The following is a 23811-nucleotide window of genomic DNA, read 5'->3' on the forward strand; positions in this document are numbered from 1 at the left end:
AGCTGACTGGGCATAAGACCGAGAGCGTCTACCGGCGCTATGCCATCGTGGATAAGGCTATGTTAAGGGAGGGGGCCGAGAAGCTGGGCCGATTGGGCTAGGAACTTGGTGTCCATATAGTGTCCATCTGGTGTCCAGAAAGGGTAGAAATCAGGGAAAGTGGGAGAAAGGAGAGAATCGCCATGGAGCGAGAAAAATCAGGGGGTTGCAGCCATGTCGATCACTTGCCACAACCCCCTTCTGGCGGATTTTAAGACCCTGTGGGCGCGGAAGATCACGGCCTAGGGGGCGCTGGGTCGTCGTGACCGCAGTTATCGGGGTGCCCACGTCAGGCCAGGAGATTTGATGAGTGGCGGGTGTCAAGAGCCTAGTGAAACCCCCTGGTTGCCACGGCCAGGCCTTCAGACCCCTGAAAGAAGATTACAACTACAAGTCCTCACCGGGATCGAATTGGGCAGGTTCCTGTGAGAGGGGCTTCACAAGCCAGGCCCCCGGGGGAGGAAGCGAATCGAAGTGGGGGGTTCCCCTCCAGGCTTCACAGGGTAGGCCTGGGAAACCTCCATCATGCACAAAGAAGCGAAGGGTACTATATCCGGACACGGTTGGTTATGCTAGTTCTCCCGTGGCGGGCGACCCGGGGACACCTACATGGTGGGAAATGGCATAGACTGCAGAATGGGGAGTGCGGTTGCGGATAGGGTGCATCTTAGGGCCACGAAATGTTACATTTTGCCGCGTCCCACACACCGAAGTCCTTGAAATTGTTGATTTTGCTCTATCGAACCGGGATTATTCTCCCTCCTCCTCGACGTGCTCGTAGATCAACGTCCCGCAGCTGGCACAAATGTCGGTAAAGCGAATGAGGACCTCGGGGTCGAACTTGGCATGCGCCGAATAATAGCCCCGGGTCACCTCTGTCCGTTCCACCTCGGTCCCCCCGCATTTGGGACACTGGCTGAAATCGCGCTCGGGCCTCTGCTCCATCACCACTCCTCCGCCATCTCGGGCTTACCGCCTCGCAGCACCGCCACCCACGCTCGGGGAAGCTGTGACTTGAGTCCGGCCTTCCCGTAGAGTGCGCACCCCAACATTTTCTCTTCGTAGCGTATCGCCACATATCCTCCGTCCACCACAAAGGGTCCGAGCAGCATCTCACCCCGCAAAAAGGGCTGAAGTTGCTCCCCGGTCAGATCCACGACATTCTTGGTGACGGCGGCATCGAGGAATAGCAGCGCAGCCGTCGTCGGCTTCCACATGTGCCTTTGGCTTCGGAGAAAGGGCACCCCTGCCGCCTCGACTTTGAGAGATCCAAGGGCGTCGTCCAGACCCTCAAGGTCCGTCACCGCCCACACATTCCTCCCACGGACCAGAAACCGCAGCTTGGCCAACGCGGGCGAGGACACGCCAAATCGCCCACCCCAGTATTCGAAAATCTGTTCCCGCTCAGCCTGGTTTACGGAGACAAGCAATGAAGAACCCCCATGAATCGAGTAGGTGCGGATAGAACCGGGCCGCCTGTTCGAGGGAGGGATGAAACCTATGCCCATCCCATACCTCGAGACCCGGCGCATATGGAAACGGAACATCGATCGGGACGATCTCGGCTCGTCCCGACTCTACCGCCTGATGGAGTACCGCTTCGTTCTCCTCGGGGGCGTAGGTGCATGTCGAATAGACGAGCGTTCCTCCGGGCCGGAGCAGCTCCAGGGCGCGGTTCAGAAGCATCTGTTGGAGCCGCTGCAGGCGGTAACTGACCTGTGGGTCTTCGGTTAACGGCGGCCGCTTGCCTGTCCGATACGTCCCCTCCGCCGAGCAGGGCGGATCGAGCAGAATCCGGTCGAACTGCATCCGCATCGGAAAGCTTTGCCCCTGATACCGGGTCACCACAATACTGGTGATCCCGAGGCGGTCGCTGTGCGACCGGAGAATACCAATCCGGTGATGGGTCACGTCGTTGGCGACGATCAGGGCCCGGTTCTGCGTCAGCTGGGCCAGATGGGTTGCCTTTCCCCCGGGCGCCGCGCACATATCGAGCAGCCGGTCCCCCGGCTGCGGATCAAGAATTAGGGCGGGGAACATTGATGTGAGGCCCTGGACATGGTAGCAGCCTCGGAAGTACTCGATGGTGCTCCCGGGGCCTGATGTGCTCTCCCATCGGAACGCGTCTGGAATCCCAGCGACTGGAGCGATGCGGTAGCCCCGATCCTCCATGGCGTGCTGAAACTCTTCCCGCTTGACACGGAACGGATTGATCCGAAGGTGGGTCGGCTGAGGCATCCTCAGGGCGTTGAGAAACGCCGGAAAGCCGGGAATGATTTCGCGATAGCGCTCGAAGGCCTGGACCATCTCACTTCACGGACGAAACGAGGGCCAAAATTGCCGCCCGGTCGGGAAGCGACTCTTGGGCCCCTCGGCGAGTTGTGGCCACTGCGCCAGCGGCGTTCGCAAAGGGGATCGCCTCTTCCAGCGCACTGCCCTCAGCTAATGCGGCGGCTAGCGCTCCGTTAAAGGCGTCGCCGGCGGCTGTGGAATCAACCGGTTGGACGGAAAAGCCCGGAAAGTGTTGCGTCCCGTCTTTACTCATCCACAAGGCGCCGTCTGCCCCCAGCGTGATGATCACGCCCCCACAGCCCATCGCGAGAAGGTTGGCGCCCGCTTTCTCTGCCCCACCTCGATCCTCCACAGCGACACCGGTCAGGGTGGAGGCCTCCGTTTCATTGGGGGTTAAAAGGTCCACCAAGGGGAAAACCTCTTGTGGGAGACGGGTGGCGGGAGCAGGGTTCAGGATGGTTCGCATTCCTTTTTCTTTTGCCCGTCGGAGGGCCGAGAAGACCGTTTCGACAGGGGTCTCCAGCTGCAGGAGAAGAATCTCTCCGGTCAGCAGGTGATCGCGGGCTTCAATCTCTGCTGGCGTCAGGCGATAGTTGCACCCGGAAGCCACCACAATCTGATTTCGGCCATCCGGCTCGACCAGGATAAAGGCCACACCGGTGGCGCAACTGGCATCCGAGATGAGTCCGGCTTCCCCGATTCCTACCGTCTCGAGATGTGTGCGGATCTGCTCGCCATGCTGGTCCTGCCCCACCTTGCCGACAAAAGCTACAGCAGCCCCAGCCCGACGGACAGCCACAGCCTGATTCGCCCCCTTACCTCCAAAGGATATCAAGAGGTTCCGGCCAAAGATCGTTTCCCCCGGCTTGGGCGCTCGATCCACCTGGACGGTAAAGTCCATGTTTGCTGATCCGACGACTACGACCGCCGGCATAAACGTTCCATGAACAGGGTGAGGAAGCGGTCCGCCTCCACCTCGAGGGCCACCTCCACGTTGGGTCTTCCCTCTGCCCGAAAGGGGCGGCGATCCGCCACCGTCATCCCCGCAGTGATCTCGCCCCGCGTCTCTACCTGGACATACAGGGGCTGGGTCTTTACCAGTGATCGGTCAATCACCACGCCCACGGTCAGGGGGTCGTGGAGGATGATTCCGGGAAATCCCTCAAATTTTCCAGAAAAGGCAATGACCTGCGCGGTGCAGTCCAGCAGGAACTGGGCAGGGGGATCGGCGAGGGGTTCCACCCAGGTTCTGAGCGCTTCTTCCGAGAGGCGGACACGCTCCGTCACATCGAGGGGGATAAGCGTCAGCGGGAGCCCGGAAGCAAATACAATCCGGGCTGCCTCAGGGTCGGTGGCGATGTTGAACTCTGCGGTCGGCGAGGTGTTCCCCGGGACAAGAACGGCACCGCCCATACAGACCACTTGCTGAACCTTTCCCATAGTACCGCGATCTCTGAGCAGGGCCTGGGCAACGTTGGTGAGCGGGCCGAGGGTGATCAGGCTCATTTCACCGGGGTAACGACCGATGAGCTCGAGGATCATGTCGGCTGCTTGCGTCGGTGCCGGACCTTCCCGTGGCTCGGGATATCGAGGGCTACCGTCCGGATTCTGATAGCGGGACAGCTCCCCAAGCCCGTCGCTACCATGCACCTCCACAGCAGCCCGGTGTTCACGCTCGAGAGGACGGGCCGCACCTTGGGCTACTTTTGGGCGGGGTTCCGGATTCAGGAGCTCTAGGACGCGGAAGGCGTTTCGGGTGCAGTTTTCAACCGAGGTGTTGCCCGCCACGGTGGTGATCGCCTCCACCCGCATCTCTGGCGATCTTAAGGCCAGGAAAAGGGCAAGCGCATCGTCAATCCCGGGATCCGTATCGATGATAACTCTTTTCATGGGTCCGATGTCCAAAGTCCAAGGTCAAACGAGTTCATAGTTCAGCGTTCAGAGTTTAGAGCAGATCCATAAACAATAAACCATGAACTATGAACCCTGAACCCCTCCGGGTTGCCACGTGTGGTCCTTGTCAATGATATGGATTACCCGCCATCCCCGACGCTCCAATTCAGAGGCGATGAAGCGCCGGTGGCACTTCCAGGGGATCCGCTCACAGCACATAAAAGCAGCCCTGTCACCCCCACCGATAGCTTCAAGGGCTTCCACTCCCTTCGAGAATTCTGCTGACTGCATGTAGGCCTCGTATCCTCCGCGGCGATAGCCGCCGAGTTCCTTCCCGAGGTATACATATCCAACAGTTTGGGAGGGTAAAAGTTATTCAAGTGATTGTTTAGAGAAATGCGGGAACCTCTTGCTATATGGGTGAATTCTCACATCGACAAGCGTCGCAATGTGATACACCCGGAGAAGTTCAAGAAATTCCGAGAACGCTCGGGTGCTGGAGCCAATCGTATAAATGGTTCCGGCCTTTCCTCGTGATCCCAAGACCCCCTCAACGGAGACGGTCGATGAAGTCTTTCAGCTTGGTGAAGTACTCCTCCCCTCCCGCTATGTAGGTGTCGTTGTGCGCTGATCCGCGGATGAGGTAGAACTCTTTTGGCTCTCTGGCCGCCTCGTACACCCGTTCCCCCATCCACAGCGGGATGATTTCGTCATACTCCCCGTGGATGACCATCGTGGGTGCTTTCGCTTTTCCGATCAACGAGAGGGTATCGTATTTGACCGTGCCGGCTGGCAGGGGGGGAAGGAATTGAAAGTACATACGCATTACATCATCGGTGGATGTAAAGGTCGATTCCAGAATGACGCCGAGACAGTCGCGCTCTGCCGCCACGGCGGTTGCGAGGGCTGTGCCCAACGATCGACCGAAGAGGACGATGCGGTCCGGGTCCAACTCGGCCCGGCCGCATAAATACCCGAAGGCAGCAAAGGCATCACGGAACGTGCCGGCCTTGGAGATCTCCCCTTCGCTCCTTCCGTACTCTCGATAATCGAAGATGAAAATATTCACCCCGACCAGTTTATGCAGAAGCGCGAGATTTTCCAGCCGGTGGCTGATATTCCCTGCATTGCCGTGAAACCAGAGCAGGGCAACACGACTGCTTTCATGCGGGACGTACCACCCGTGAAGTTTGATCCTATCCTCGGTCTCAAAAAAGACCTCTTCATAGGCAAGCCCCAAATCCGCCGGGGTTCCGATCATCAAAGAATCGGGAAAAAAGACCGTACCCTTCTCTGGAAACATAACCATGGTTTACCAGCTATCCTGACCCTTCAGGCCGGGGAGAAGGCGGGTGCTGTCGTTGACCTGATCCGGCAAAGGCCGGTAGTGTCTCAGGGCGTTTGGCATCAACGCCTTGAGATCCCGGATACGACTTTCGGGATCTGGGTGAGTCGAGAGGAACTCGGGCGGGCGACGTCCGTCCTCCCGTGCCATCCGCTCCCACACGTGTACCGCTTCCTTGGGATCGTAGCCCGCTTTCGCCATCAGGATCACCCCAATCCGGTCCGCCTCTGACTCCTGAAGGCGGCTATAGGGGAGAAGAACGCCCACGGTTGCTCCGAGGCCATAGGCGGTCATGACACCCCGCACAGCGCCAGGATCGCTTCCAGACATTCCGGCCTGGATGGCTACCGCCCCCAGCTGGGCCAAGAGCCCTTGGCTGAGACGCTCTGCCCCGTGCCGTGCCATTACATGGGCCACCTCGTGGGACATGACAGCCGCCAGTCCTCCCTCGGTCCTGGCGACAGGGAACATGCCGATATAGACCCCGACTTTACCTCCCGGAAGCGCAAATGCATTGACCGTCTCAGGATCGTCGATCACCACGAACTCCCATTCGGCATCGGTCAGGTTGGCCGCCCTCGCAATCCGCCACCCGATCCGGTCCACCACCCCCTGGAGCTCAGGATCGTGAGTGATCTCCTCTTTCGAGAGGACCTGCTGAAATGCATCGACCCCCAGCTGGCTTTCCTGTTCCGGCGAGATGAGAATGAGTTGAGTGCGCCCGGAGGGGGCGGTGGCACAGGACGCCAGAACGAAGAGCAGCGGAAGGACGATTCCCACAACCTTGTGCTGCCACTGCTGCCACATCGCTGCTCCTCCCACGGAATGCACCGACGGATGATACCATCGCACTCGAGGGGTGACAAGGCTGGCTCGCCCGAGCTCTATCTTTTTTGAAACCGCTTTCGGACGAGCTGTTTGAGGTAGGGATACCCTTTCTTTCCCGCCATGAGCATTCCGACGAAGAATAAACCCCAACTCACGATCCACCCACCGACTAGCATGCCCACCATGGTATCAGATGAGACTGGCAAGAACGAAATCACCAAATAAAATAAGACGGCGCTCATACTTATAACCATCAGCCCTATCCCGATCCGAAATGCTCTTCCTCTTGGAAGAGCGTGATCCGGCTCAGCTTCTTGATGCGGATCCATGTCAGAAGACCTCCCTCCTACTTTCCTTTTTTCATCACGCGCCCCACGCACCTACCAACGCTTGCAACACCGCCTCCGACGTCCGTACGACCTGGACCTCGGTCTCAGAGCCGCTGTGCTCGCGTTGAACCGTGGCGACTATGGGGCGCCAGTAGTTGCCAAAAAGCAACACCGGTTTCGGCGGCATGAGCCGCTTGTGGAGGAACTCGAGAACCAGGGCGAACTCGAGCAGCGTGCCGGACCCCCCTGGTAGAATAACGTAGGCGTCACCGAGGTCCACCAACCGGCCGAGCCGCGCCAACAGATCGGGAGCCTCCTCGTGGTGGGTCACGTACGGATTGGGGGGGGTTCCGTTGTATAAGGCACAGGTAATGCCAATCGTCTCCCCGCCGCCACGCCGCGCACCCATGGCTGCGGCGGCCATCGTCCCCCCGTACCCCCCATTACACAGGACCCACCCGTGTCGTGCGACGCCCAGGCCGAGCTTCTCAGCCCGGGCATAGGCGGAGCTGCCCGGAACCGGACGGGAGCTGCCAAAGATGGTCACCACGCGCCGCCCTTGCCACATGGTTCTCCTCCTGTCTTTCCCGTCGAATGATCAATTGATCCTTCGCCCGTTCGTCGAGATTCCCGTCTTGCACCGCCTTCTGTCACTTTTCGGGTTGGATGAGGAGGGTGAGGCCTCGGACTGCTCGCACCCTCACCCGGCTCCCCTGAGGAATCGGTTCGTCCGTCTCGAGTGCCTCGGCCCGCCACAGCTCGCCACGCACGCGGATGTAACCCGACGGTGCCAGACGCTCCTCAGCGATGCCTTGCGCCCCAATGAGGCGATCGACTCCGCTCTTCGCACCAGCCTCAAAGGCCGGGCGGACAAACGGGAACATGACCAGATCCTTGATAACCCAAAGGAGGAAGACGCCGATGGCGGCCCAGACGGGAAGGTCGACCCATCGCCGAATCAACGACAGCGCCACCGCTACTACAATCCACCCGGGTATCTGGATCAGCAGGTATTTCGTTAGGGGCCGAAGCCGCCGTTCGGCACCCTTTGTCATCACTCCCCACTACCTCCCCAACCCTTTACGGACTCAAGTTGTGCCGCTTGACAAAGGCCTTGGCGTCCTGCATCACATCCTCTGAATCCTTGCCACCCCATACCTCGAGAATGAAGGACCCTTCGTACCTGAGTGTTCGGAGCTTATCAAAAAATCGAGGCCAATCGATCGGTCCCTTTCCAGGGACCCAGTGCAGGTCTTCCACACCGTCATTCTCGTGTATGTGAAAAGAATACACCTGCGAGGTGCAACGATCCATCTCCCGAAGCGGGTCGAGGCCGCTCACCAGGCAGTGTCCGGTGTCGAAGCACACACCGACATTGTCCCCCCCAAGACGGTGAGCCAGCTTCACCAACGCTGTCGGGTGGGCCACGTCCGGGACGGGCTTCCTGCCAAGGTTTTCCAAGGCAATCCTGATCCCTTGCCCTGCGGCCAGGCGAGCGACTCTCCCCAGGGAGTGCTCCTGGCAGGCAACGATCTCGCGCCCACCTTGGGTCGGATCCAAGGAACTCCACACAAGAACAGGATGTACGACGACGAACCCCACTTTCAAATGCTGGGCGGTCTCTAGGACTTGGGCCATGAGCCCCTCCCATGCCTCCCAGAGAGTTTCTCCCGACAATCTCTCCCCCCTGAACTCGAACGGGGCATGGAGCGAAACCGCTCGAAGTCCTTCCTCCTCCAGAATCTGCCCGACCATGGCCACATCCTCACCCAGCCTGGGATCCAGATGGGCATAGTTACACCACATCTCCACGTGCCGAAAGCCATGTCGCGCGATCCTTCGCAGACCATCAACGGTCCCGTCCGATTCGCACGTTAAGCTGTTGATTCCCACCTGAAACATCAAGGGGTCTTCCCTCCACCCCCTCACGCAGCCTAGCCTGCATTATTCACGAACCGGGGTCTTCGTGAATAATGCGCCTGCAGGTTCGGGCTCGGCCGCACCGGCAGGTTTCGACAGGCCGCTTGCGCAGCCCGCTCAAGGCTAGCCCTGAGCGACGCCCCGCACACGCGGGGCGGAGTCGAAGCCCCTCGACGGGGCTCGGGGCGATGAGCTTGTCCAATGGCCCCTAGGCGAACTCGGAACCTTGGTCCTCGTTCCAACCAGAGGGGCCGTGAGCATGTCGAACGGCCCGGAGGGCAGATTATTCACTTCTATGTGAATAATCCGGGCTAGGGCCGTATCTCGACCTCTGTATTGTCCCCGCTGACCCTCGCATAGGCATAGTTTCCGGTCCACAAGGGGCCCGGATTGACCACCTTCGTTCGTCCGATGGAATCCATCCCTCTTCCTTCGTGGATGTGTCCCGTAAAGCAAAGCAGTGGTTGTACCGTTTCAATGAAGGCCCGGACGGATTCACTGCCGACGTGCCTTCCGATGCCCGCGAGGTCATTCACCGTGTTCCGAGGGGGTTGATGGGATACGAGGATTACGGGTGCATCGGGCCTGAGGTCAGATGCCGCTTCCGCGAGAAAGGCCTCGAAGTCCCGGTCCGAATACTCATTCGGGGTCCTCCCTGGACAAGGAAGCGATCCCCCCACACCGAGAAAGGCTATCCCGTCGATGAGTGTGCTCTTGCGATGCAGGTTGATCCCTTCACGCGTGAGGTACGCATCTACCTCTGGATAATCACAATTTCCCGGAACGGCGAGAATGCGGTCGTTATATTTTCGCACCACCCGGACGATGCGTTCTGCAGCCGTCTGCCGGCCGAAATTCGTGAGATCCCCAACCAGGAGGACGACATCGGCAGCAGAGAGATCTTCAGCGACCGCACCGAGACGTCCCAGGTTATCGTGAATGTCAGGCAACGCCACGATAATCATCCCGGCGCCTCATCATGCATAGCGGCATAGTACCGTAGAGGGCCGAGGCGCTCAAGTCCGAAGGCCGAGACCGCCCCCTGATGAGCGAAGGTAGGTATAAAAGTTGCAAACCCTCAAACAGATACCATTTCCCCTCTCAAGGGATGGCCCAGCTCGATGGATTGTCCCCATTGCCTGACCGGATTGGATGAAATCTACACTGCCGAGGGCGTGTTGGTGGATTTCTGTCCCACGTGTAAGGGGACCTGGTACGACAGAGGTGAACTACTCTTCTTCTCCAAACACCCCCGGCAACTCAACCGGGCCTTTATCTGCTCGAGCCATCGCCCGACCCAGGGGCGATCCTTGCCTAAGAGGGCAAGTCCTGCCACGATCAGGATGATTAACCCCCATCCCACGACCAGACGGGTTATCTTCCAAAATCGCGCGGATGAGTTCAGCCTCGCCATGTGCCGCCCGTCACGGCTACGAGTGGTGTCTTCTTGCTTTTTGGGCCAGGCCTTCCCCCTTGAGAATGATCGGACTTTTTCCCCTTTTCTCGTCTCTCCAACTCATCAAAAATGACACGGGCCACAGCAAGCGTTTTTAAATCAATTTCGCGATCCAAATAATAATGATCCAGTCCGACGTCCGTGATCACAATGCTTCCTTCGATTAATTCATCGGCGACCAGTGTGAGTCCGTCATTCGGTCCGTGTTCTCTCAAGTCCTTATATCTTCCTTCCACGTGCTCTCCAATGTCTCCAGAAAGCGGAACGCCCACATATTGAATCAGAAGGATATGTTCGGGGAAGTGAAGGTGAGCAAATATCTCCCTTCTTTTCTGAGTGCTGAGATCTCCAATGACATCTGTTGAAAGACCTTTAAAGAAAAACCCAATGGCGGCAAACCAGCTCTTTGGCCATTTTAATGCCTGGTCCGCGATGAGGCTTCCCCTCAAGAGGCCACCAATGCTGATCCATGCTTTTACATGCGTTAATTGTTCTGCCGTCATAAGTTTTCCGATAGCCAGTGCGACTTCCGGTCCGGCCTTGCTGGTACTTACCAAAATTATTTTGTCGTGTGATTTTTCTAAGCGTGTCAATTCATTTACGAGGATTGAGGCATTCTTTTCGATTGTTCCGATTTCATCAGTTTTGACTAATAGTGTCTCAAGTCCTGCTTGGCCCATAACACGGCGCTGCAAGGCAAAATCAGCCCCTGTAATGGGATCCCTCTTGTATGCATATCCCGGAACGAAAACAATGAGATACGATGTAAACTTTTCATCGATGTGGAATATCTCAGTTACGCGCTGGGTTCTTAAGGCCATAACGTGTGAATGAAATGCTTGTTGCGCGATTCGATTTTCGGGATTTATATAGATTCGGGAAACGAAATAGAGTGTCGCAAAGTCTGGAGAGAACTGTGTGGTGACGCGTTTCAGGTTATCGGTATCGAGTGGCCGTTCGTCCCACACCTGAAGTGCCTCGTTTATCTTCTGATCGTACTGTGGATTTGTCCCCTTGTTCTGTAGATATTGTTCGAGATAATACCTCGTAATCTCAGAGTCTACGGTTGTGGATATATACTGGTCCGCCACTCTACCCTTCGCGGGATATTTAGGGATGGTGGCACAAGCAGTCAAAAGGAGGGAAAGGCAAATTGGGAGGAGGGCATGTGATCTTTTAGGGTGTTTGCAACTCATGACGATCAAAGGGTGAGCGAGGCAGGTCCGAAGTCAGGTGGACGGCTGCCTCAAAGGATGTCAGGCAGCAGCACCCGTGTTAACTGCCGGCAAGATCAGCAACGACTCGGGTGAGCCCTGAAACGACTCGCGCCGTTCGAGCATAGTCAAGCTTCTCCGGCGTGTCTTGCGGGGTATGATAGTGGTCATAGCGAAACAGAGCAGTATCAGTAACCATGATAGCCGGATACCCTTCCTGCCAAAAAGACCAATGATCCGACCACCCTACCCCGGTAACCCACTCAGGAGCGGCTAAACCCTCGGAAGGGAAACGTGTATGTTCACGAAACGTTCCTATGGCACGACGGACTAAACGGCGCGATGAAAAATTACCGACAAAACCTATGAAGTTGGCGGTAGTGGGATAAAAATAGCTGAAAGGGAAAGGGTAATGCTGGCTTCCCGAAACCTCCGAGTAATAACCGATCGTCTCGATCGAGAGCATTGCCACAATGTCCTCTCCCCGTCGACGTGATCTGGATGCATACACGCGGCTCCCCATGTCCCCCGTCAAGAAAAATGGGGGCTCTTCATTGACGAACGCTACGAACCGTACTGTTCGAGAAAGTTCCTCAGTGGCAAGGAGGCGTGCAATTTCAAGGAGCCCAGCGACCCCCGAAGCGTTATCGTTCGCACCGGGAGTGCCAAACACTGAATCATAGTGAGCACCGACGACAACAATTTCTCCGGCTAAAGATGTTCCAATCCGTTCAGCCTCAAGATTCGCTACGGGTTTACCTTCGACCTTGTATTCTTGCATCTCGACTTGATATCCTGAATCCCCCAATACTTTTTCGATGTAGTCAACCGAAGCCTCTAGCCCTTGAGGATGCCAGATATTTCTCTCTCCAATTTCGCCTGCGAGCATCGATACGTGCCTCTCGAGGCGGTCGCGCACTTGCACCTCGTCTTCAGATAGTGGTTGAAAGGGACCTGTATAAGAACTCTTGGGCATATCTATCATGCAGCTTTGGCTCCCAACCAACACAACTGAAAGGACCGTCCACCGCAGGACAACGGAACACCATTGCCGACGTCCTCCTGGCACAAGCCGTAGCACCTTAACTCATCCCCTCGCCCAACTTGCGGGTTTACCCAATGTCTCATTTCTGATTTTCGGTCCCCGAATACGAGCGGCGAATCATGCTTCGCCAGAGTATATCACGAGCATGAAGGCGACGGCAGGCCTCCATGGTGGGGCCAGATCCTTCAGCACACCCAGAGAGGGCTCCGACACCAGCACACGGAGGGGCCGGCTTGCCGTTGAGACCCTGCGTATGAGGTGGCCTTCCCCCTCTGTATAGTGTATAGGGCCTTGACGCCCCCCCTGGCCTGTGGTAAGCATGTCTGTTGGACTGGATAGGTTCAACCCGGACAGTCTCTTTGGCAAGCTTCTTTAAGTTACTACATTAGCGGAGAGGACAATGCCGTCACCCCTCACCGGTAAGGTTTCGCTCGTTACCGGGGCGTCCCGTGGCATCGGCCGCGCGATCGCTTGGAAACTGGCCTCAGCAGGTTCTGATGTAGCGGTGAACTATTACAACAGTCACGACGAGGCCGAGTCGCTGTGCGAAGAAATTCAAGGCCTGGGCAGGCGCGCGTGCGCGCTCCAGGGCAATGTCGCCACCCCCGAAAGCGTCGATGAGGTCATTGACGCCTTCCGGCAGGAGTTCGACCACCTCGACATTCTGGTCAGCAATGCCGCGACCGGCGTGCTGAAGCCTGCGCTCGAGATGACCCTCAAACATTGGCGCTGGTGTATGGAGACCAACGCATTGGCCCTAAACCTATTTGCGCAACGCACGGTCTCGCTCATGCCACGGGGGGGGCGCATTATCGCCTTGTCCAGCCTCGGTGCAAACCACGCGATACCAGGCTACGGCTTCATCGGAGCCTCGAAAGCGGCTCTGGAGTCGCTCGTGCGCACTCTGGCACAGGAGCTCGGGCCACTCGGCATCAGAGTGAACGCGGTCAGCGCGGGACCGGTAGACACCAATGCGCTGAAGTTCTTCCCAAACCGCGAAGAGTTGCTGAACTCTTTCCTGCAACGCGCGCCGGCCCGGCGCGCACTCACGCCCGACGATGTGGCAGGCGCAGTCTACCTTCTCTGTCTCCCGGAGGCCGAAATGGTCACCGGTCACACGCTGGTTGTAGATGGCGGTTTCTCAATATCAGGCTGAGGGATGATGTTGCTCCAAGCCTCCGGACTTGCAGACAAGGCGGTGATCATTACCGGCGGGACCCGCGGCATCGGGCGCGCATGCGTGGACCTTTTCTCGGCGCAAGGTGCTGACGTCACCTTCTTCTTCCGCAACAGCACCGAGATGGCCAATGAAATAGTCGCCAGTGGGCGTGCCGCGGGGCAGCGGATCACAGCTGATCAGGTCGATGTCCGTGACCGTAAGGCGTGTGAGGCAGCCGTCGAGCAGGTGGCAGAACGCTGCGGCCGCATCGATGTGCTCGTCAACAACAGCGGGGTTATCCGTGACAACCTCTTGGCGATGCTCGAGGACGATGATTTGCAAACCGTCCTCGACACGAACGTCGCCGGAGTCTTTAACGTCACGCGCGCGGTGATCCCACACATGATTTCGCGTCGCGCGGGAAAGATCATTAATGTCAGTTCGGTCTCCGCTGAGAAGGGTGGTCGAGGGCAAACAAACTACGCGGCCAGTAAAGGGGCCATCAATGCGCTGACCAAGGCGCTGGCGGTAGAATTGGCGCCGCGAAAAATCACAGTAAACGCCGTGGCTCCCGGGGTCATCGAAACCGACATGTCGCGAGAGGTCGTCGAGCTGGCACCCGAAGAAGTCAAGTCGCGCATCCTCCTCCGGCGGCTTGGCACGCCGATAGAGGTTGCCCACGCGATTATGTTCCTGGCTTCGAGATACGCGAATTACATCACTGGAGAGATCCTCCACGTCGATGGCGGATTCAAAATGGAGTGAACACATGCCGGATGCCATAACAAAGGACGAGATCTCGGATGTGTATCCGAAGGTATCGGAGACCATTGCGGAAGCCTTGGGACGCGATGTCGATGAGGTGCCGCTCAGCGCCCCCCTGATGGAGGAGCTCGACGCAGAGTCGATTGACTTTCTTGATATCGTGTACCGCCTCGAACGGCAGTTCAAGGTAAAAATTCCACGAGGAAAGATCCTCGAGGACGCCCGTGGAACCCTCTCGGAAGCAGACTTCGAGCAAAATGGCTTCCTGACGGAGGTAGGCTTTACACGGCTACAGGAACACTTGAACGAGGTTCCCGGAGAGCGCTTCCGCACTCCGTTCAAGGTCCGCGATATTCCGCTGCTTTTTACCGTGGAAACCTTTTGCAAACTCGTCATACGTGCCCAAAAGCAGAGCGCGAAGTCCCCGGCTGGCTAGGAGATTCGACACGCCAGTCCAACCAGGAGGAGCCCCGCGCGTGCGGCTTCAAGCCACGGGAGCTGGAACCTGCGGCCCGCCGGTTGTTGTCGTAGATCCGCACCCCGGATGTGACCTGCGTCGCGACGCCGTACATGGGTTCTATGCCCAAGCATGGCAATGGTAGAGGAATGGCGTTCTCACTAGTTGATCGGATAACTGAGATCGAACCGGGAACGCGGGCTCGCGGCTGCTTCGCTATCCCTGGAGATCTTTCAGATCTGCCCCCGTGCCTCGTGGCTGAAGCGGTTGGACAGCTCGCGGCGTGGGTGGCGATGGCAAAGGTGGAATTCCGGAGCCGGCCGGTTGCCGGGATCGCCGGCGAGGTGAAGTTCAAGGAAATGGCTGCTCCGGGTGCAATCCTCGACCTCAAAGTCGACCTTGAGAGTTGTGAGGCTGACTCGATCCTTTACGACGGATGGGCGTTCGTTGGGGACGTGCCGATCATTGAATTGAGCCGGTGCGTGGGTCCGATGCTTCCCATGGAGGACTTCGATGACCCCATAGCCGTGCGCAGACGCTTTGAATTGCTCTGCGGGGCAGAGGCAGCCCTCCAGGGTTTCTCTGGTGACGCCGCGCTGACGCCGCGCCTCACCCTCATTGACCGCGACCCCGGCAAGCGGCTTCGCGCGAAAATGGTGGTCCCCGTGTCGGCCCCGTTCTTTGCAGACCACTTCCCGCGGAAGCCGGTCTTTCCGGGAACACTTCTTCTCGATGCGAAGACACGACTTGCAGCCAGCCTCGCCGCAGAAACGGTTGACCCAAGCGTCCGACCGCTCCTCAGGCCGACGCGCATCTACAATGTGAAACTCCGCTCGTTCGTGCATCCGGGCCAGGCATTAGAGATTGATGCCGAGGTCTTGACGACAAGCCGGGCCTCGACCGAGATCGGCCTCGCCGCGGAGGTCGAAGGTCAACGGGTATCAACCGCCCGTGTGGAAGTAAGCCTGTTGGAGACATCGTGACAGGAGAACGACGCCGCGTAGCGATCACCGGGCTCGGAGTCGTGACTCCGCTCGGCAACAACATTGCAACCACCTGGGAAGCTCTCCTAACTGGTCGTACCGGGGTTGCTCGGATTTCGAGCTTTGATGCGAGCGGCTTTCCGGTCCGGATCGCTGCGGAGGTGAAGAAATTCGATCCACGAACCGCAATCGAGGACCGCAAGCTCCTCAAGTTCGCGAACCGGTATCACAGCTTCGCACTCGCCGCGGCCGAGGAAGCAATTCGGGACGCCGGCATCCGGCCTGAGAGTCGCACTGCACCGCGCTGGGGCTGCGCCGTCGGCAGCGGGATGATGGGGGTTGAGTTCGCGAAACTCGTAGAGGTTCATCAGCGTTTTGCCGAGAATGGGTCTCTCTCTTCCGAGCGACTCGGTGCCGCGGGGGTGACAGCCGCGGATCCGATCGCCTTCTGCCAAAGTCAAGCGAATGCCGGACTCTCGCTCATCCTCCGCCATTTCGGGATCCGCGGCTACGCGACCTCGGTGAACACAGCGTGCGCCTCGGGGGGGCAGGCGCTCGGAACGGCATTGAAGCTCATACGGCGAGGGACCGCGGACTTTGTCCTCGCCGGCGGCTTTGACTCGATGGTAAACCCGGTCGGGCTCTCGGCATTCTGTCTTCTCGGCGCCCTTTCACCTGACAATGATACGCCCGAGCATGCGAGCCGGCCGTTCGACCGGACCCGAAACGGTTTCGTGCTCGGCGAGGGAGCCGGGTTCCTCGTTCTAGAGGAGTGGAGTGCGGCCCAACGGCGCGGGGCACGAATTTACGCCGAGCTTGCAGGTGACGGCAACTCTCTCAGCAGCTACAGAATCACCGATTCTCATCCATCAGGTGATGGCCCCATCCAGGCGATCCGCCAAAGCCTCGCAAGTGCCGGCGCGCGGCCAGACGAAGTGGACTACTTGAACGCCCACGGAACCTCGACGCCCATGAACGACCAGAGCGAGTGTGTAGCGGTCCGGGCGCTGTTCGGCCGGCATGCGGATCGTATCGGGGTCAGCTCAACAAAGAGTCTTATGGGACACCTCGTCTCCGGAGCGGGGGCGGTCGAGGCCGCGATCTGCGCCCTGGCGATCCATCATGGAATCCTTCCGCCCAACGCGAACCTGCGCGAATTGGACCCCGACTGCGATCTCGAATTCGTCCGCGACCAACCGCTCCTCCGGAGAGTGGGTGTTGCGATTTCAAACTCGTTTGGCTTTGGCGGGTCAAACAATTGCATCGTCTTTCGGAACCCTGAGGACGTTCGTACATGAGCACGAAGGTGCTGGTAACCGGCGAGGGCGCCATCTGCGCCTCGGGCAAGGAACCTGGCGAGATCTGGGACGCAGCGCGGGCTGGGCGATCTGCGATTGCGCCAATCCAGCAGTGGAACTCGGCAAGCTGGCCGTCCAAGCTGGCGGGAGAGATAGCTGACTTCAACCCGCGAGCACTAGTGGAGGATCGAAAGCTCCACAAGCTTGTCCGCCGCACCGATCTCCTCGGGCTGTATGCCGCGGCTAAGGCGATTGAGGGCGCTGGACTCGTTGCGTACCGAGATGCTCTTGATCCGACCGGAACCGATCTGTTCAATGACCGCACCGCAGTCTACGTCGGGTCGGGCGGCAGCACGTATCAGGACCAGTATGACTTCTTCCCGCTTCTCACCGACGCAGCGGGGGATCTCGGGGCGTTCGGTCGTGAACTGACCGGAACCGTTAACCCCATGTGGCTGCTCCGCGTCCTCCCCAATAATGTCCTCTGCCACGTTGGAATCCAATACAACTTCAAGGGACCCAATGGATGCGTGACCAACCACGGAGTCAGCGGGACGCTCGCGATCGTCGAGACGGCGGCGGCCCTTCGTGCGGGCGAGGCAGACCAGGCGGTCGCGGTCGGACACGATTCGCCGGTCGAGCCGGAGACTATCCTCCATTACCATGCGCTCGGCCTCCTCGCCGCGGACACGATTCGGCCCTTTGACGCCGGGCATAGCGGGAGTATCCTAGGGGAAGGTGCCGGGGCACTGGTCCTCGAAACGCAGTCTGCCGCGCATGCGCGCGGCGCGAAGGTCCTCGGGGAGTTTCTCGGAAGCGGCTGCGTGACGGAGGCCGAAGGGCTGCTCTCGGTCCGCGGGGACGGGGATGGGCTTGCGCGCGCTATTGCCCAGGCGCTCGACGATGCTGGGATTGGTACCGCTGAGGTCGGCATGGTAGTGGCCCACGGAAACGGCACGCCGATGTCGGACGCATCAGAGGCGTTGGCACTTCGGCGTATCTTTGGTACGACGACTCCGCCGGTGACGTCCTTTAAATGGGCCTTTGGGCACCTACTAGCCGCATCCGGCATCATTGATACCGTCCTGGCCCTCAACTCGCTGCGTCACTGGCAGGTTCCCGGCATCGCGACCCTTCGGGACCTTGCCCCGGCCTGCAAACACCTGGCCGCGTCGGCGATGCCCCAACCGCCACGGAGCGATGTGGCTCTCGTTCTCAGCCGAGGCTTTGCCGGGACGGACGCCGCGTTGCTCCTCCGAGCCTCAGCCAGCGCAGGAGACAACTAATGGACTCATCTGTTCCGCTCACACGCTGTGGTATCGACTCTGTGGATCTCTCGCGCATAGACCGGTTGCTTCGCGAGACCCACAGGGAGGACCTCTTGCGGATCTTTTCCGCGGAAGAACTCAAAGACGCGGGTGACGGAGCCGGTCGAGTGGCTAGCATCGCGGCGCGGTTCGCTGCCAAGGAGGCCTGCCTGAAACTCTTTCCCCGTGAGACCGCGCTCGGACAAATTGGTCCAGCGGACTTTGTCGTCGCACAGGACGGCTACGGTGCGCCCCGTATCGTCCCCAGCCAGATGGCTCAAGCACTGCTCGACCGTTATCGCCTGAAGGCGATTGCGCTCTCGCTCACGCACCATGACGCGAGCGCGTCCGCACTCGTGGTGACCGACCCTCTGCAGACCCACGTCCCGCTCGTTGGCAAGATTATCTATTACCTCCTCCCCATCCGCCGCCGGGTCGTCCTCTCGAATCTGCGTCTCGTCTTTGGGGGGAAAGTGCCCGAGAGTGAAATCGTGCGGCTCGCACAAGCCTTCTACGGTCACATGGGCCGCTTTCTGGTCGAGTTCATCGGGTATTCCTGGCTCTCTATGGCGCGACGGGCTGCGCTCGTCCGGGTAGAAAACGTTGATGCAATTCTTCGCGCACATGAACAGGGTAAAGGCGTCCTCGTTCTCACTGCCCACCTTGGAAACTGGGAACTGACCACCGTCGCGGGGATGGCAAACTTTCCGCAATACCGTGGTCGGTTCCACATACCCCGGAAACCCCTTCACCCTCCCTGGCTCGACGCCCTCGTTACCGGGCGGTTCCGCCGCGCGGGCCTCGGAGTCCTTCCCAAGAAGGGCGCACTTGAGGCCATCTTGGACCGGCTCGCCGCCCAGGATGTCATCGTGTTCATTTTCGACCAGCACGCCGGAGGCAGGGACGGTGTGGAGGTGGAGTTTTTCGGGCACAAAGCCAAAACCTTCCGAAGCCTCGCTACGATCGCGCTCGCGACCGGAAGCCCAGTAGTCCCGGCCGCAACCTGGCGCGAGCCGGATGGCCACCACGTGCTCCGCTTCGAGGAAGCTCTTCCGGTGGTCGAGTGCGACGATCCTGACGAGGCGATCCGAGCGAATACGCGTGTCTACAATGCTGCACTCGAGAGGTTGATCCTCCGTCATCCCGAGCAGTGGTTCTGGATGCACCGACGGTGGAAAAATCTTCGTTGATTCACCAGCCTCCCCCCCCCAGGTTTTGCGCCACTGATTCAATCACCAGACCGACCCCATCAGACCCCTCCCCCGCTGGCCTCTACAGCCTGCCGGCTCGTGTACGTCCGGGGTTACAGCCGTCCAGACGAACGCGCCAAAATGACTGTCCATTTATCGGCAGCCGCTCAAAAATCGTCACCGGCGACCAGAGATCTCCACCTCGTAACTCCTTTAATATTCCATGCTTCCAGCCCTGAGGCCCTGGCATAGAGATTGCCACATCCCCTGTAAGGAGAATTGGAACCATCAATCCGTTACCCCCCAAGTGGGATTGGAGCGAAAGACCCATGGGTATCCAGGAATTCATGGAATGCCAGACGTGCATTGGAGGGACCAACCCGCGTTACGATCTCACCCCTTGTCCAAGCTGTTGGGGCGCTCAGAAGATGCCCCAACTGCCCTCAGCCATGCGGAAAGAAATGGTCCGCCTCTACCAATGGTTAGCAACCGGAGTGACTACGCTCGTACGGCAAAGGCGGCCCGGTCACGATCTGGGTGAGCCAGGCAGTGCTGACGGAGCTACCTCAGCATGTGACAGGCGGAAAAGACGCCTTTCGAAGAAGCGATCCGGGCATGCAGGCCGCCATCGCGGTCTGTAAAATAGGAGGGAATACTGTGAAGAAGAAGAAATTAGGTCAGGTGAGCCGCAGTCAGTGTGAGGAGATCTGCGCGATTCTCCGGGAGGTCAACGGGATACCCCATGTCGAACTACGGGTGTACCGTCGCTCTCACCGCCCAGGTGAAGAGTCCCTGCCAGGGACAGAAGCAATTGCCCTGCCTGTTGAGATGCTTCCAGATTTTCTTCGCATGCTCGAGCAGGCGCAGGACCAACTTGCCCGGCAGGCGGTGGTGCATCTTCCATCGTTCGCCGAGGCGACGGCCATGGAGGCTGGCGAGGCGGTCACCCTTGACGCATTTTGCCCCCCGAGCCGCCGAGGTGATGCCCGCCGCCAGTGCCGCGTCCCCCTCGTCGTGCCTGTCGGATGTCGCCTCTTGGATGGAGAAGATCCCTCTAAAGCGGTGACCGGTGAAACCGAGGATGTGAGCACGGGTGGGGCGCAGGTCTGGATCCCCGAACGCTTTTCGCTGTACAGTCGGGTCGAAGTCTTCATGCGGATCGCGGGCATGAACTTCCAAGGACGGGCGCAAGTCGTCGGGGCCGAGGTGCATCCAAAGGGTGGACGCTACCGACACAGTATCAAATGGGTGGGCCTGAATGCGGAGGCGACAGCTGCCTTGTCGAAGCTCGCAAGCACGAATACTCAGCAAGCCGGGTCGCCGGCGCTTTCTCTCCGGTAGCGAGCGGGTACATTCCAGGTTCTGCCCTGACGCTGTACCTGCGTACGCTACTGGTTTCCTCACTCCCTCTATAGTATCTCGGCTTCGTTGCGACTATTACCGCCTCCATATTTTCACGATGGAGAATCCTCACCCCTGCGCATCCAATTTCTTCCATGCGTTGGATTGACTCTTTTTCTCTCACCACCCTATCGGGCGCTTGATCTGCGACATTGTGCAGGACCTATTCCTTCAGAAGGTCATACTTCCCATCTTCAACCCGTTCCTCCAATTTTTCATAATGTGGATACGCATGCTTTAATAAGCGATACTCATCGCTCAGTCTTCCGGCGAATCTCCTATCCTGCCTCAAAACGTGCCTCCGATCCAACTCACTTACGGCGTGCCGATTGGATTACAACCGGCTGGACGGGGACGTTCTGGTACATGCCGCGATTGCTCGTTCGTACGGCGGCGATCTTGTCGCTCACGTCCATCCCCACAACCACCCTCGCAAATACAGCATAGCCAAAGTCTCGGGTCCCGTGATCGAGGGACGCGTTGTCTATGAGGTTAATGAAAAACTGCGAGGTCGCGCTATTGACATCTCTCGTGCGCGCCATTGAAAGCGAGCCGCGCTCGTTCTTGAGACTGTTGTCCGCCTCGTTCTTGATAGGCGGGCGGGTTGACTTTTGCTCCATGTTCTCGGTAAAGCCCCCGCCTTGGATCACAAATCCAGGAACGACGCGGTGAAATATTATTCCATCGTAGAAGCCGGCATCTACGTACGCGAGGAAATTCTCGACAGTAATGGGAGCTTTGTCGGGATAAAGCTCAATTGTTACCTCTCCTAATGTTGTTGAGAAAACAACCATGGGCTTGCCTCCTCTCTGCTTGCCTTTCGGAGTCTCAGTCAAAGCGGATCCCACGGTCAACAGCAGGAAGCCAACTGCGGTTGCGATACAGAATATATATTTACGGTTCATCATCACCTCCAGGCGTTTTGGTGATCCCCTCACTGCCTGAACCATCCGACTTCGTTGAAATCCACACGTCCTTGATGGTTGAAGCAAACTCCTTCCGCCTCCAGCAACCGGCGTTGTTCAGTGCTGCCGTTCCCGCTCGTTCTGAGACTGATCCTGCCCTGGCCATTGATGACCCGATGCCAGGGAACATCGGTGTCACAGGGAAGCACAGCCATCGCATAGCCGACGACACGGGCCGCACATCTGCCGACAATTCTGGCAACCTGGCCGTAGGTAGCTACCTGGCCGGGTGGAATGTGACGAACAACGGCATATATCCGCTGGTACAGAGGGACGTTTTGGAGTGAGTCTTTGAACCTTCTTTTCAGTGAGGTATTCCGCACTTCTCGAAGTACTGCTGATGATAATCTTCCGCGCGATAGAACTCCAACGCAGGCGTGATTTCAGTCACAATCGACTTTTGGTAACGACCGCTGCTTTGAAGCTTCTGTTTCGACGCGGTCGCAGCAGCTTCCTGCTCTGGATTGTGAAAAAATACCGCAGACCGGTACTGCGTGCCGATGTCTGGTCCCTGTCGGTTCAGCGTCGTTGGATCGTGGATATTCCAGAACACTCGTAGAAGCTCTTCGTAAGACACCTTGGATGGGTCGTATTCCACCTGCACGACTTCGGCATGTCCCGTCTTGCCAGAACACACGTCCTCATATGTCGGGTCTTTGAAAGATCCACCAGCGTACCCGACCGTCGTAGATGCGACCCCCTCAATTTTGCGAATCGCTGCTTCTATCCCCCAAAAACAGCCTGCCCCAAAAGTGGCCTTTTCCATTCTCTCGCCTCCATTTCTGACTATCTAGACTCTCTGGCACCTACAGATCGAGCGGAACGACCTGTGCCCTGGAACCACGTCAGCATATCTAAGTAGTCGGAAAGGATCAAGAGGTCTCGAGGTAGGCCCCGATCCGCCCGGCCTGATGCATGAGGGGGGCAAGCAGACGTCGGAGACGGATTTCACGCTGTCAACAAAAAGTATTTAATTCCAATGATAATGGTAAAATGCTTAAAGTAGTTATTTAAGTAACGAATGAGGCATGACAGACGTAGCCCGTGGTTTGCCGGCTTTTACCGACGCGATCCGGAGGGGGGGCTCTCTTAATACCTAGACCGCCTTCACAGCCTGCCGTGCTTGTCCGGCGCCCGGACCTCGGCGTGACGAAAGCAAGTAACTTGGTGATCGTTTACCATCCGGGCAAAGCCAGCAAGTGCTCTATTGGAGGGCAGTTAGCGGCACAACCTTTTCCGCTGTCGGCTTAATGTCTCGCCCCGGTTGCCCAATCCGCTCGACAGCATCCGCCTTGTGTTGTGGGCTGGGGTGGGCATACCGCTGCACCATCGAGAGGTTCGCCCAGCCTCCAAGCTCTCTGACCGTCTCGAGATCCGTCCCGGCCATCACCAAGCGCGACGCAAAGGTATGCCGCAGGCAATGGGGCGTCACGTCCACGATCCCGAGGCGATGGCACAGCCGCGTGAAGCTGGACGCCATCTCCCGCACCCGGCGCCCATTACGGTGCCGAAAGACGAAATCCTCGGGTCCGGCCCCCTCCGCCAACCGGCTCAGGGCGTCGTGCAAGACGGTATTGATCGGGACGGTCCGGCGCTTTCCGGACTTGGCATGGGCCGATTGGACCGTGAGGACACGACGCGCCAAATCCACATCGGCCCACCGCAACGTCAACGCCTCGGATGCGACCCGGAGCCCAGCATAGAGGCCGGTCAGAATCACGGTCCGCAAAGGTTCCTTCGCTGCCGCTAACAGTGTGGCCTCCTCGTCCGGCGTCACAATCCGCTCTTTGCCCCGCGGCTCCGGAAAGAAGCGGACTTTCGCGACGGGATTCTCGCTAGCATATATCCCCCACGTTTTACACTGGTTAATGAGCGCCTTGAGCGTCCCCAGTTCTCGATTCGCGGCGACCTTCGCATCCTGGCCG

27 protein-coding genes and 2 pseudogenes are annotated in these 23811 nt (G+C 58.6%); 9 read left to right on the forward strand and 20 right to left on the reverse strand.

From position 1 onward, the window contains the following. Positions 1-789: 789 nt before the first annotated feature. The 13 genes and pseudogenes from O6929_00410 to O6929_00470 all read right to left on the reverse strand — a co-directional run bounded on the left by O6929_00410 (position 790) and on the right by O6929_00470 (position 9611). On the reverse strand, positions 790-984 hold the full coding sequence (locus O6929_00410; GenBank protein ID MCZ6478857.1) for a hypothetical protein: 195 nt from the start codon (positions 982-984) through the stop codon (positions 790-792). After that, a complete protein-coding gene (locus O6929_00415) occupies positions 984-1469 on the reverse strand; it encodes a hypothetical protein (GenBank protein ID MCZ6478858.1) in 486 nt (161 codons plus the stop codon). The genes O6929_00410 and O6929_00415 overlap by 1 nt, the downstream gene beginning before the upstream one ends. Beyond that, positions 1444-2346, reverse strand: coding sequence for an RsmB/NOP family class I SAM-dependent RNA methyltransferase (locus tag O6929_00420; GenBank protein ID MCZ6478859.1), 903 nt, complete (start codon positions 2344-2346; stop codon positions 1444-1446). Before O6929_00420 ends, O6929_00415 begins: the two co-directional genes overlap by 26 nt. 1 nt (position 2347) lies before the next feature. Beyond that, positions 2348-3265 carry a ribokinase gene (gene rbsK / locus O6929_00425; protein ID MCZ6478860.1) on the reverse strand — a complete coding sequence of 306 codons (918 nt, stop codon included), beginning with the start codon at positions 3263-3265 and terminating at the stop codon, positions 2348-2350. Continuing rightward, on the reverse strand, positions 3250-4221 hold the full coding sequence (locus O6929_00430; protein ID MCZ6478861.1) for a nucleoside hydrolase: 972 nt from the start codon (positions 4219-4221) through the stop codon (positions 3250-3252). The genes rbsK and O6929_00430 overlap by 16 nt, the downstream gene beginning before the upstream one ends. 87 nt (positions 4222-4308) lie before the next feature. After that, positions 4309-4767: pseudogene (locus O6929_00435) on the reverse strand (DUF488 domain-containing protein). A gap of 7 nt (positions 4768-4774) precedes the next feature. Further along, positions 4775-5527: an alpha/beta hydrolase gene (locus O6929_00440; protein ID MCZ6478862.1), complete on the reverse strand. Its 753-nt coding sequence runs from the start codon at positions 5525-5527 to the stop codon at positions 4775-4777. A gap of 9 nt (positions 5528-5536) precedes the next feature. Next, positions 5537-6376: a M48 family metallopeptidase gene (locus O6929_00445; GenBank protein MCZ6478863.1), complete on the reverse strand. Its 840-nt coding sequence runs from the start codon at positions 6374-6376 to the stop codon at positions 5537-5539. Between the two features lie 77 nt (positions 6377-6453). Next, on the reverse strand, positions 6454-6726 hold the full coding sequence (locus O6929_00450; protein ID MCZ6478864.1) for a hypothetical protein: 273 nt from the start codon (positions 6724-6726) through the stop codon (positions 6454-6456). Positions 6727-6760: 34 nt separating this feature from the next. Then, on the reverse strand, positions 6761-7294 hold the full coding sequence (locus tag O6929_00455) for an LOG family protein (GenBank protein ID MCZ6478865.1): 534 nt from the start codon (positions 7292-7294) through the stop codon (positions 6761-6763). Positions 7295-7376: 82 nt separating this feature from the next. Next, a complete protein-coding gene (locus O6929_00460) occupies positions 7377-7781 on the reverse strand; it encodes an NfeD family protein (protein ID MCZ6478866.1) in 405 nt (134 codons plus the stop codon). Between the two features lie 25 nt (positions 7782-7806). Continuing rightward, entirely contained in the window at positions 7807-8628 is an 822-nt protein-coding gene (locus O6929_00465) for a sugar phosphate isomerase/epimerase (protein ID MCZ6478867.1), read from the reverse strand. Between the two features lie 329 nt (positions 8629-8957). Further along, the gene (locus O6929_00470) at positions 8958-9611 is read right to left on the reverse strand and encodes a metallophosphoesterase (protein MCZ6478868.1); all 654 of its coding nucleotides are present in this window, start codon (positions 9609-9611) and stop codon (positions 8958-8960) included. A gap of 156 nt (positions 9612-9767) precedes the next feature. On the opposite strand from O6929_00470, the pseudogene O6929_00475 reads away from it, so the two are divergent. Further along, positions 9768-9829 (forward strand): annotated as a pseudogene (locus O6929_00475) (hypothetical protein). Here the strand turns inward: O6929_00475 and O6929_00480 are convergent. The 3 genes from O6929_00480 to O6929_00490 form a co-directional block, all read right to left on the reverse strand. After that, positions 9806-10009, reverse strand: coding sequence for a hypothetical protein (locus O6929_00480; protein MCZ6478869.1), 204 nt, complete (start codon positions 10007-10009; stop codon positions 9806-9808). The pseudogene O6929_00475 and the gene O6929_00480 sit on opposite strands and share 24 nt — an antisense overlap. A 38-nt stretch (positions 10010-10047) precedes the next feature. Further along, the gene (locus O6929_00485) at positions 10048-11193 is read right to left on the reverse strand and encodes a hypothetical protein (protein ID MCZ6478870.1); all 1146 of its coding nucleotides are present in this window, start codon (positions 11191-11193) and stop codon (positions 10048-10050) included. A 184-nt stretch (positions 11194-11377) separates the two neighbouring features. Then, entirely contained in the window at positions 11378-12235 is an 858-nt protein-coding gene (locus O6929_00490) for a M28 family peptidase (GenBank protein ID MCZ6478871.1), read from the reverse strand. A gap of 526 nt (positions 12236-12761) precedes the next feature. On the opposite strand from O6929_00490, the gene fabL reads away from it, so the two are divergent. The 8 genes from fabL (at position 12762) to O6929_00530 (ending at position 20861) form a co-directional block, all read left to right on the forward strand. Then, a complete protein-coding gene (gene fabL, locus O6929_00495; GenBank protein MCZ6478872.1) occupies positions 12762-13517 on the forward strand; it encodes an enoyl-[acyl-carrier-protein] reductase FabL in 756 nt (251 codons plus the stop codon). A gap of 6 nt (positions 13518-13523) precedes the next feature. After that, a complete protein-coding gene (locus O6929_00500; GenBank protein ID MCZ6478873.1) occupies positions 13524-14285 on the forward strand; it encodes an SDR family NAD(P)-dependent oxidoreductase in 762 nt (253 codons plus the stop codon). Continuing rightward, positions 14263-14721 carry a phosphopantetheine-binding protein gene (locus O6929_00505; protein MCZ6478874.1) on the forward strand — a complete coding sequence of 153 codons (459 nt, stop codon included), beginning with the start codon at positions 14263-14265 and terminating at the stop codon, positions 14719-14721. Before O6929_00500 ends, O6929_00505 begins: the two co-directional genes overlap by 23 nt. A 170-nt stretch (positions 14722-14891) precedes the next feature. Next, entirely contained in the window at positions 14892-15725 is an 834-nt protein-coding gene (locus tag O6929_00510; protein MCZ6478875.1) for a hypothetical protein, read from the forward strand. Further along, positions 15722-17023: a beta-ketoacyl-[acyl-carrier-protein] synthase family protein gene (locus tag O6929_00515; protein MCZ6478876.1), complete on the forward strand. Its 1302-nt coding sequence runs from the start codon at positions 15722-15724 to the stop codon at positions 17021-17023. Before O6929_00510 ends, O6929_00515 begins: the two co-directional genes overlap by 4 nt. Further along, positions 17020-18309 (forward strand): beta-ketoacyl synthase N-terminal-like domain-containing protein, encoded by a 1290-nt coding sequence (locus O6929_00520; protein ID MCZ6478877.1) that lies wholly within the window; start codon positions 17020-17022, stop codon positions 18307-18309. Before O6929_00515 ends, O6929_00520 begins: the two co-directional genes overlap by 4 nt. Beyond that, positions 18309-19520, forward strand: coding sequence for a 4'-phosphopantetheinyl transferase superfamily protein (locus O6929_00525; protein ID MCZ6478878.1), 1212 nt, complete (start codon positions 18309-18311; stop codon positions 19518-19520). The genes O6929_00520 and O6929_00525 overlap by 1 nt, the downstream gene beginning before the upstream one ends. 657 nt (positions 19521-20177) lie before the next feature. Further along, positions 20178-20861 carry a PilZ domain-containing protein gene (locus tag O6929_00530; protein MCZ6478879.1) on the forward strand — a complete coding sequence of 228 codons (684 nt, stop codon included), beginning with the start codon at positions 20178-20180 and terminating at the stop codon, positions 20859-20861. 371 nt (positions 20862-21232) lie between these two features. On the opposite strand, the gene O6929_00535 is transcribed toward O6929_00530, so the two are convergent. From O6929_00535 to O6929_00550, 4 genes are all read right to left on the reverse strand, one after another. Beyond that, positions 21233-21871: a peptidylprolyl isomerase gene (locus O6929_00535; protein ID MCZ6478880.1), complete on the reverse strand. Its 639-nt coding sequence runs from the start codon at positions 21869-21871 to the stop codon at positions 21233-21235. Then, a complete protein-coding gene (locus tag O6929_00540) occupies positions 21856-22209 on the reverse strand; it encodes an MGMT family protein (GenBank protein MCZ6478881.1) in 354 nt (117 codons plus the stop codon). The genes O6929_00535 and O6929_00540 overlap by 16 nt, the downstream gene beginning before the upstream one ends. Continuing rightward, positions 22191-22652, reverse strand: a complete 462-nt coding sequence (gene msrA / locus O6929_00545; GenBank protein ID MCZ6478882.1) for a peptide-methionine (S)-S-oxide reductase MsrA — start codon at positions 22650-22652, stop codon at positions 22191-22193. Before msrA ends, O6929_00540 begins: the two co-directional genes overlap by 19 nt. A gap of 438 nt (positions 22653-23090) precedes the next feature. Next, positions 23091-23811, reverse strand: a 721-nt coding sequence (locus O6929_00550; GenBank protein ID MCZ6478883.1) for a site-specific integrase, incomplete at its 5' end; no start/stop codon positions are given.

It is taken from the genome of Candidatus Methylomirabilota bacterium (genome assembly GCA_027293415.1).
Classification (GTDB): Bacteria; Methylomirabilota; Methylomirabilia; order Methylomirabilales; family CSP1-5; genus CSP1-5.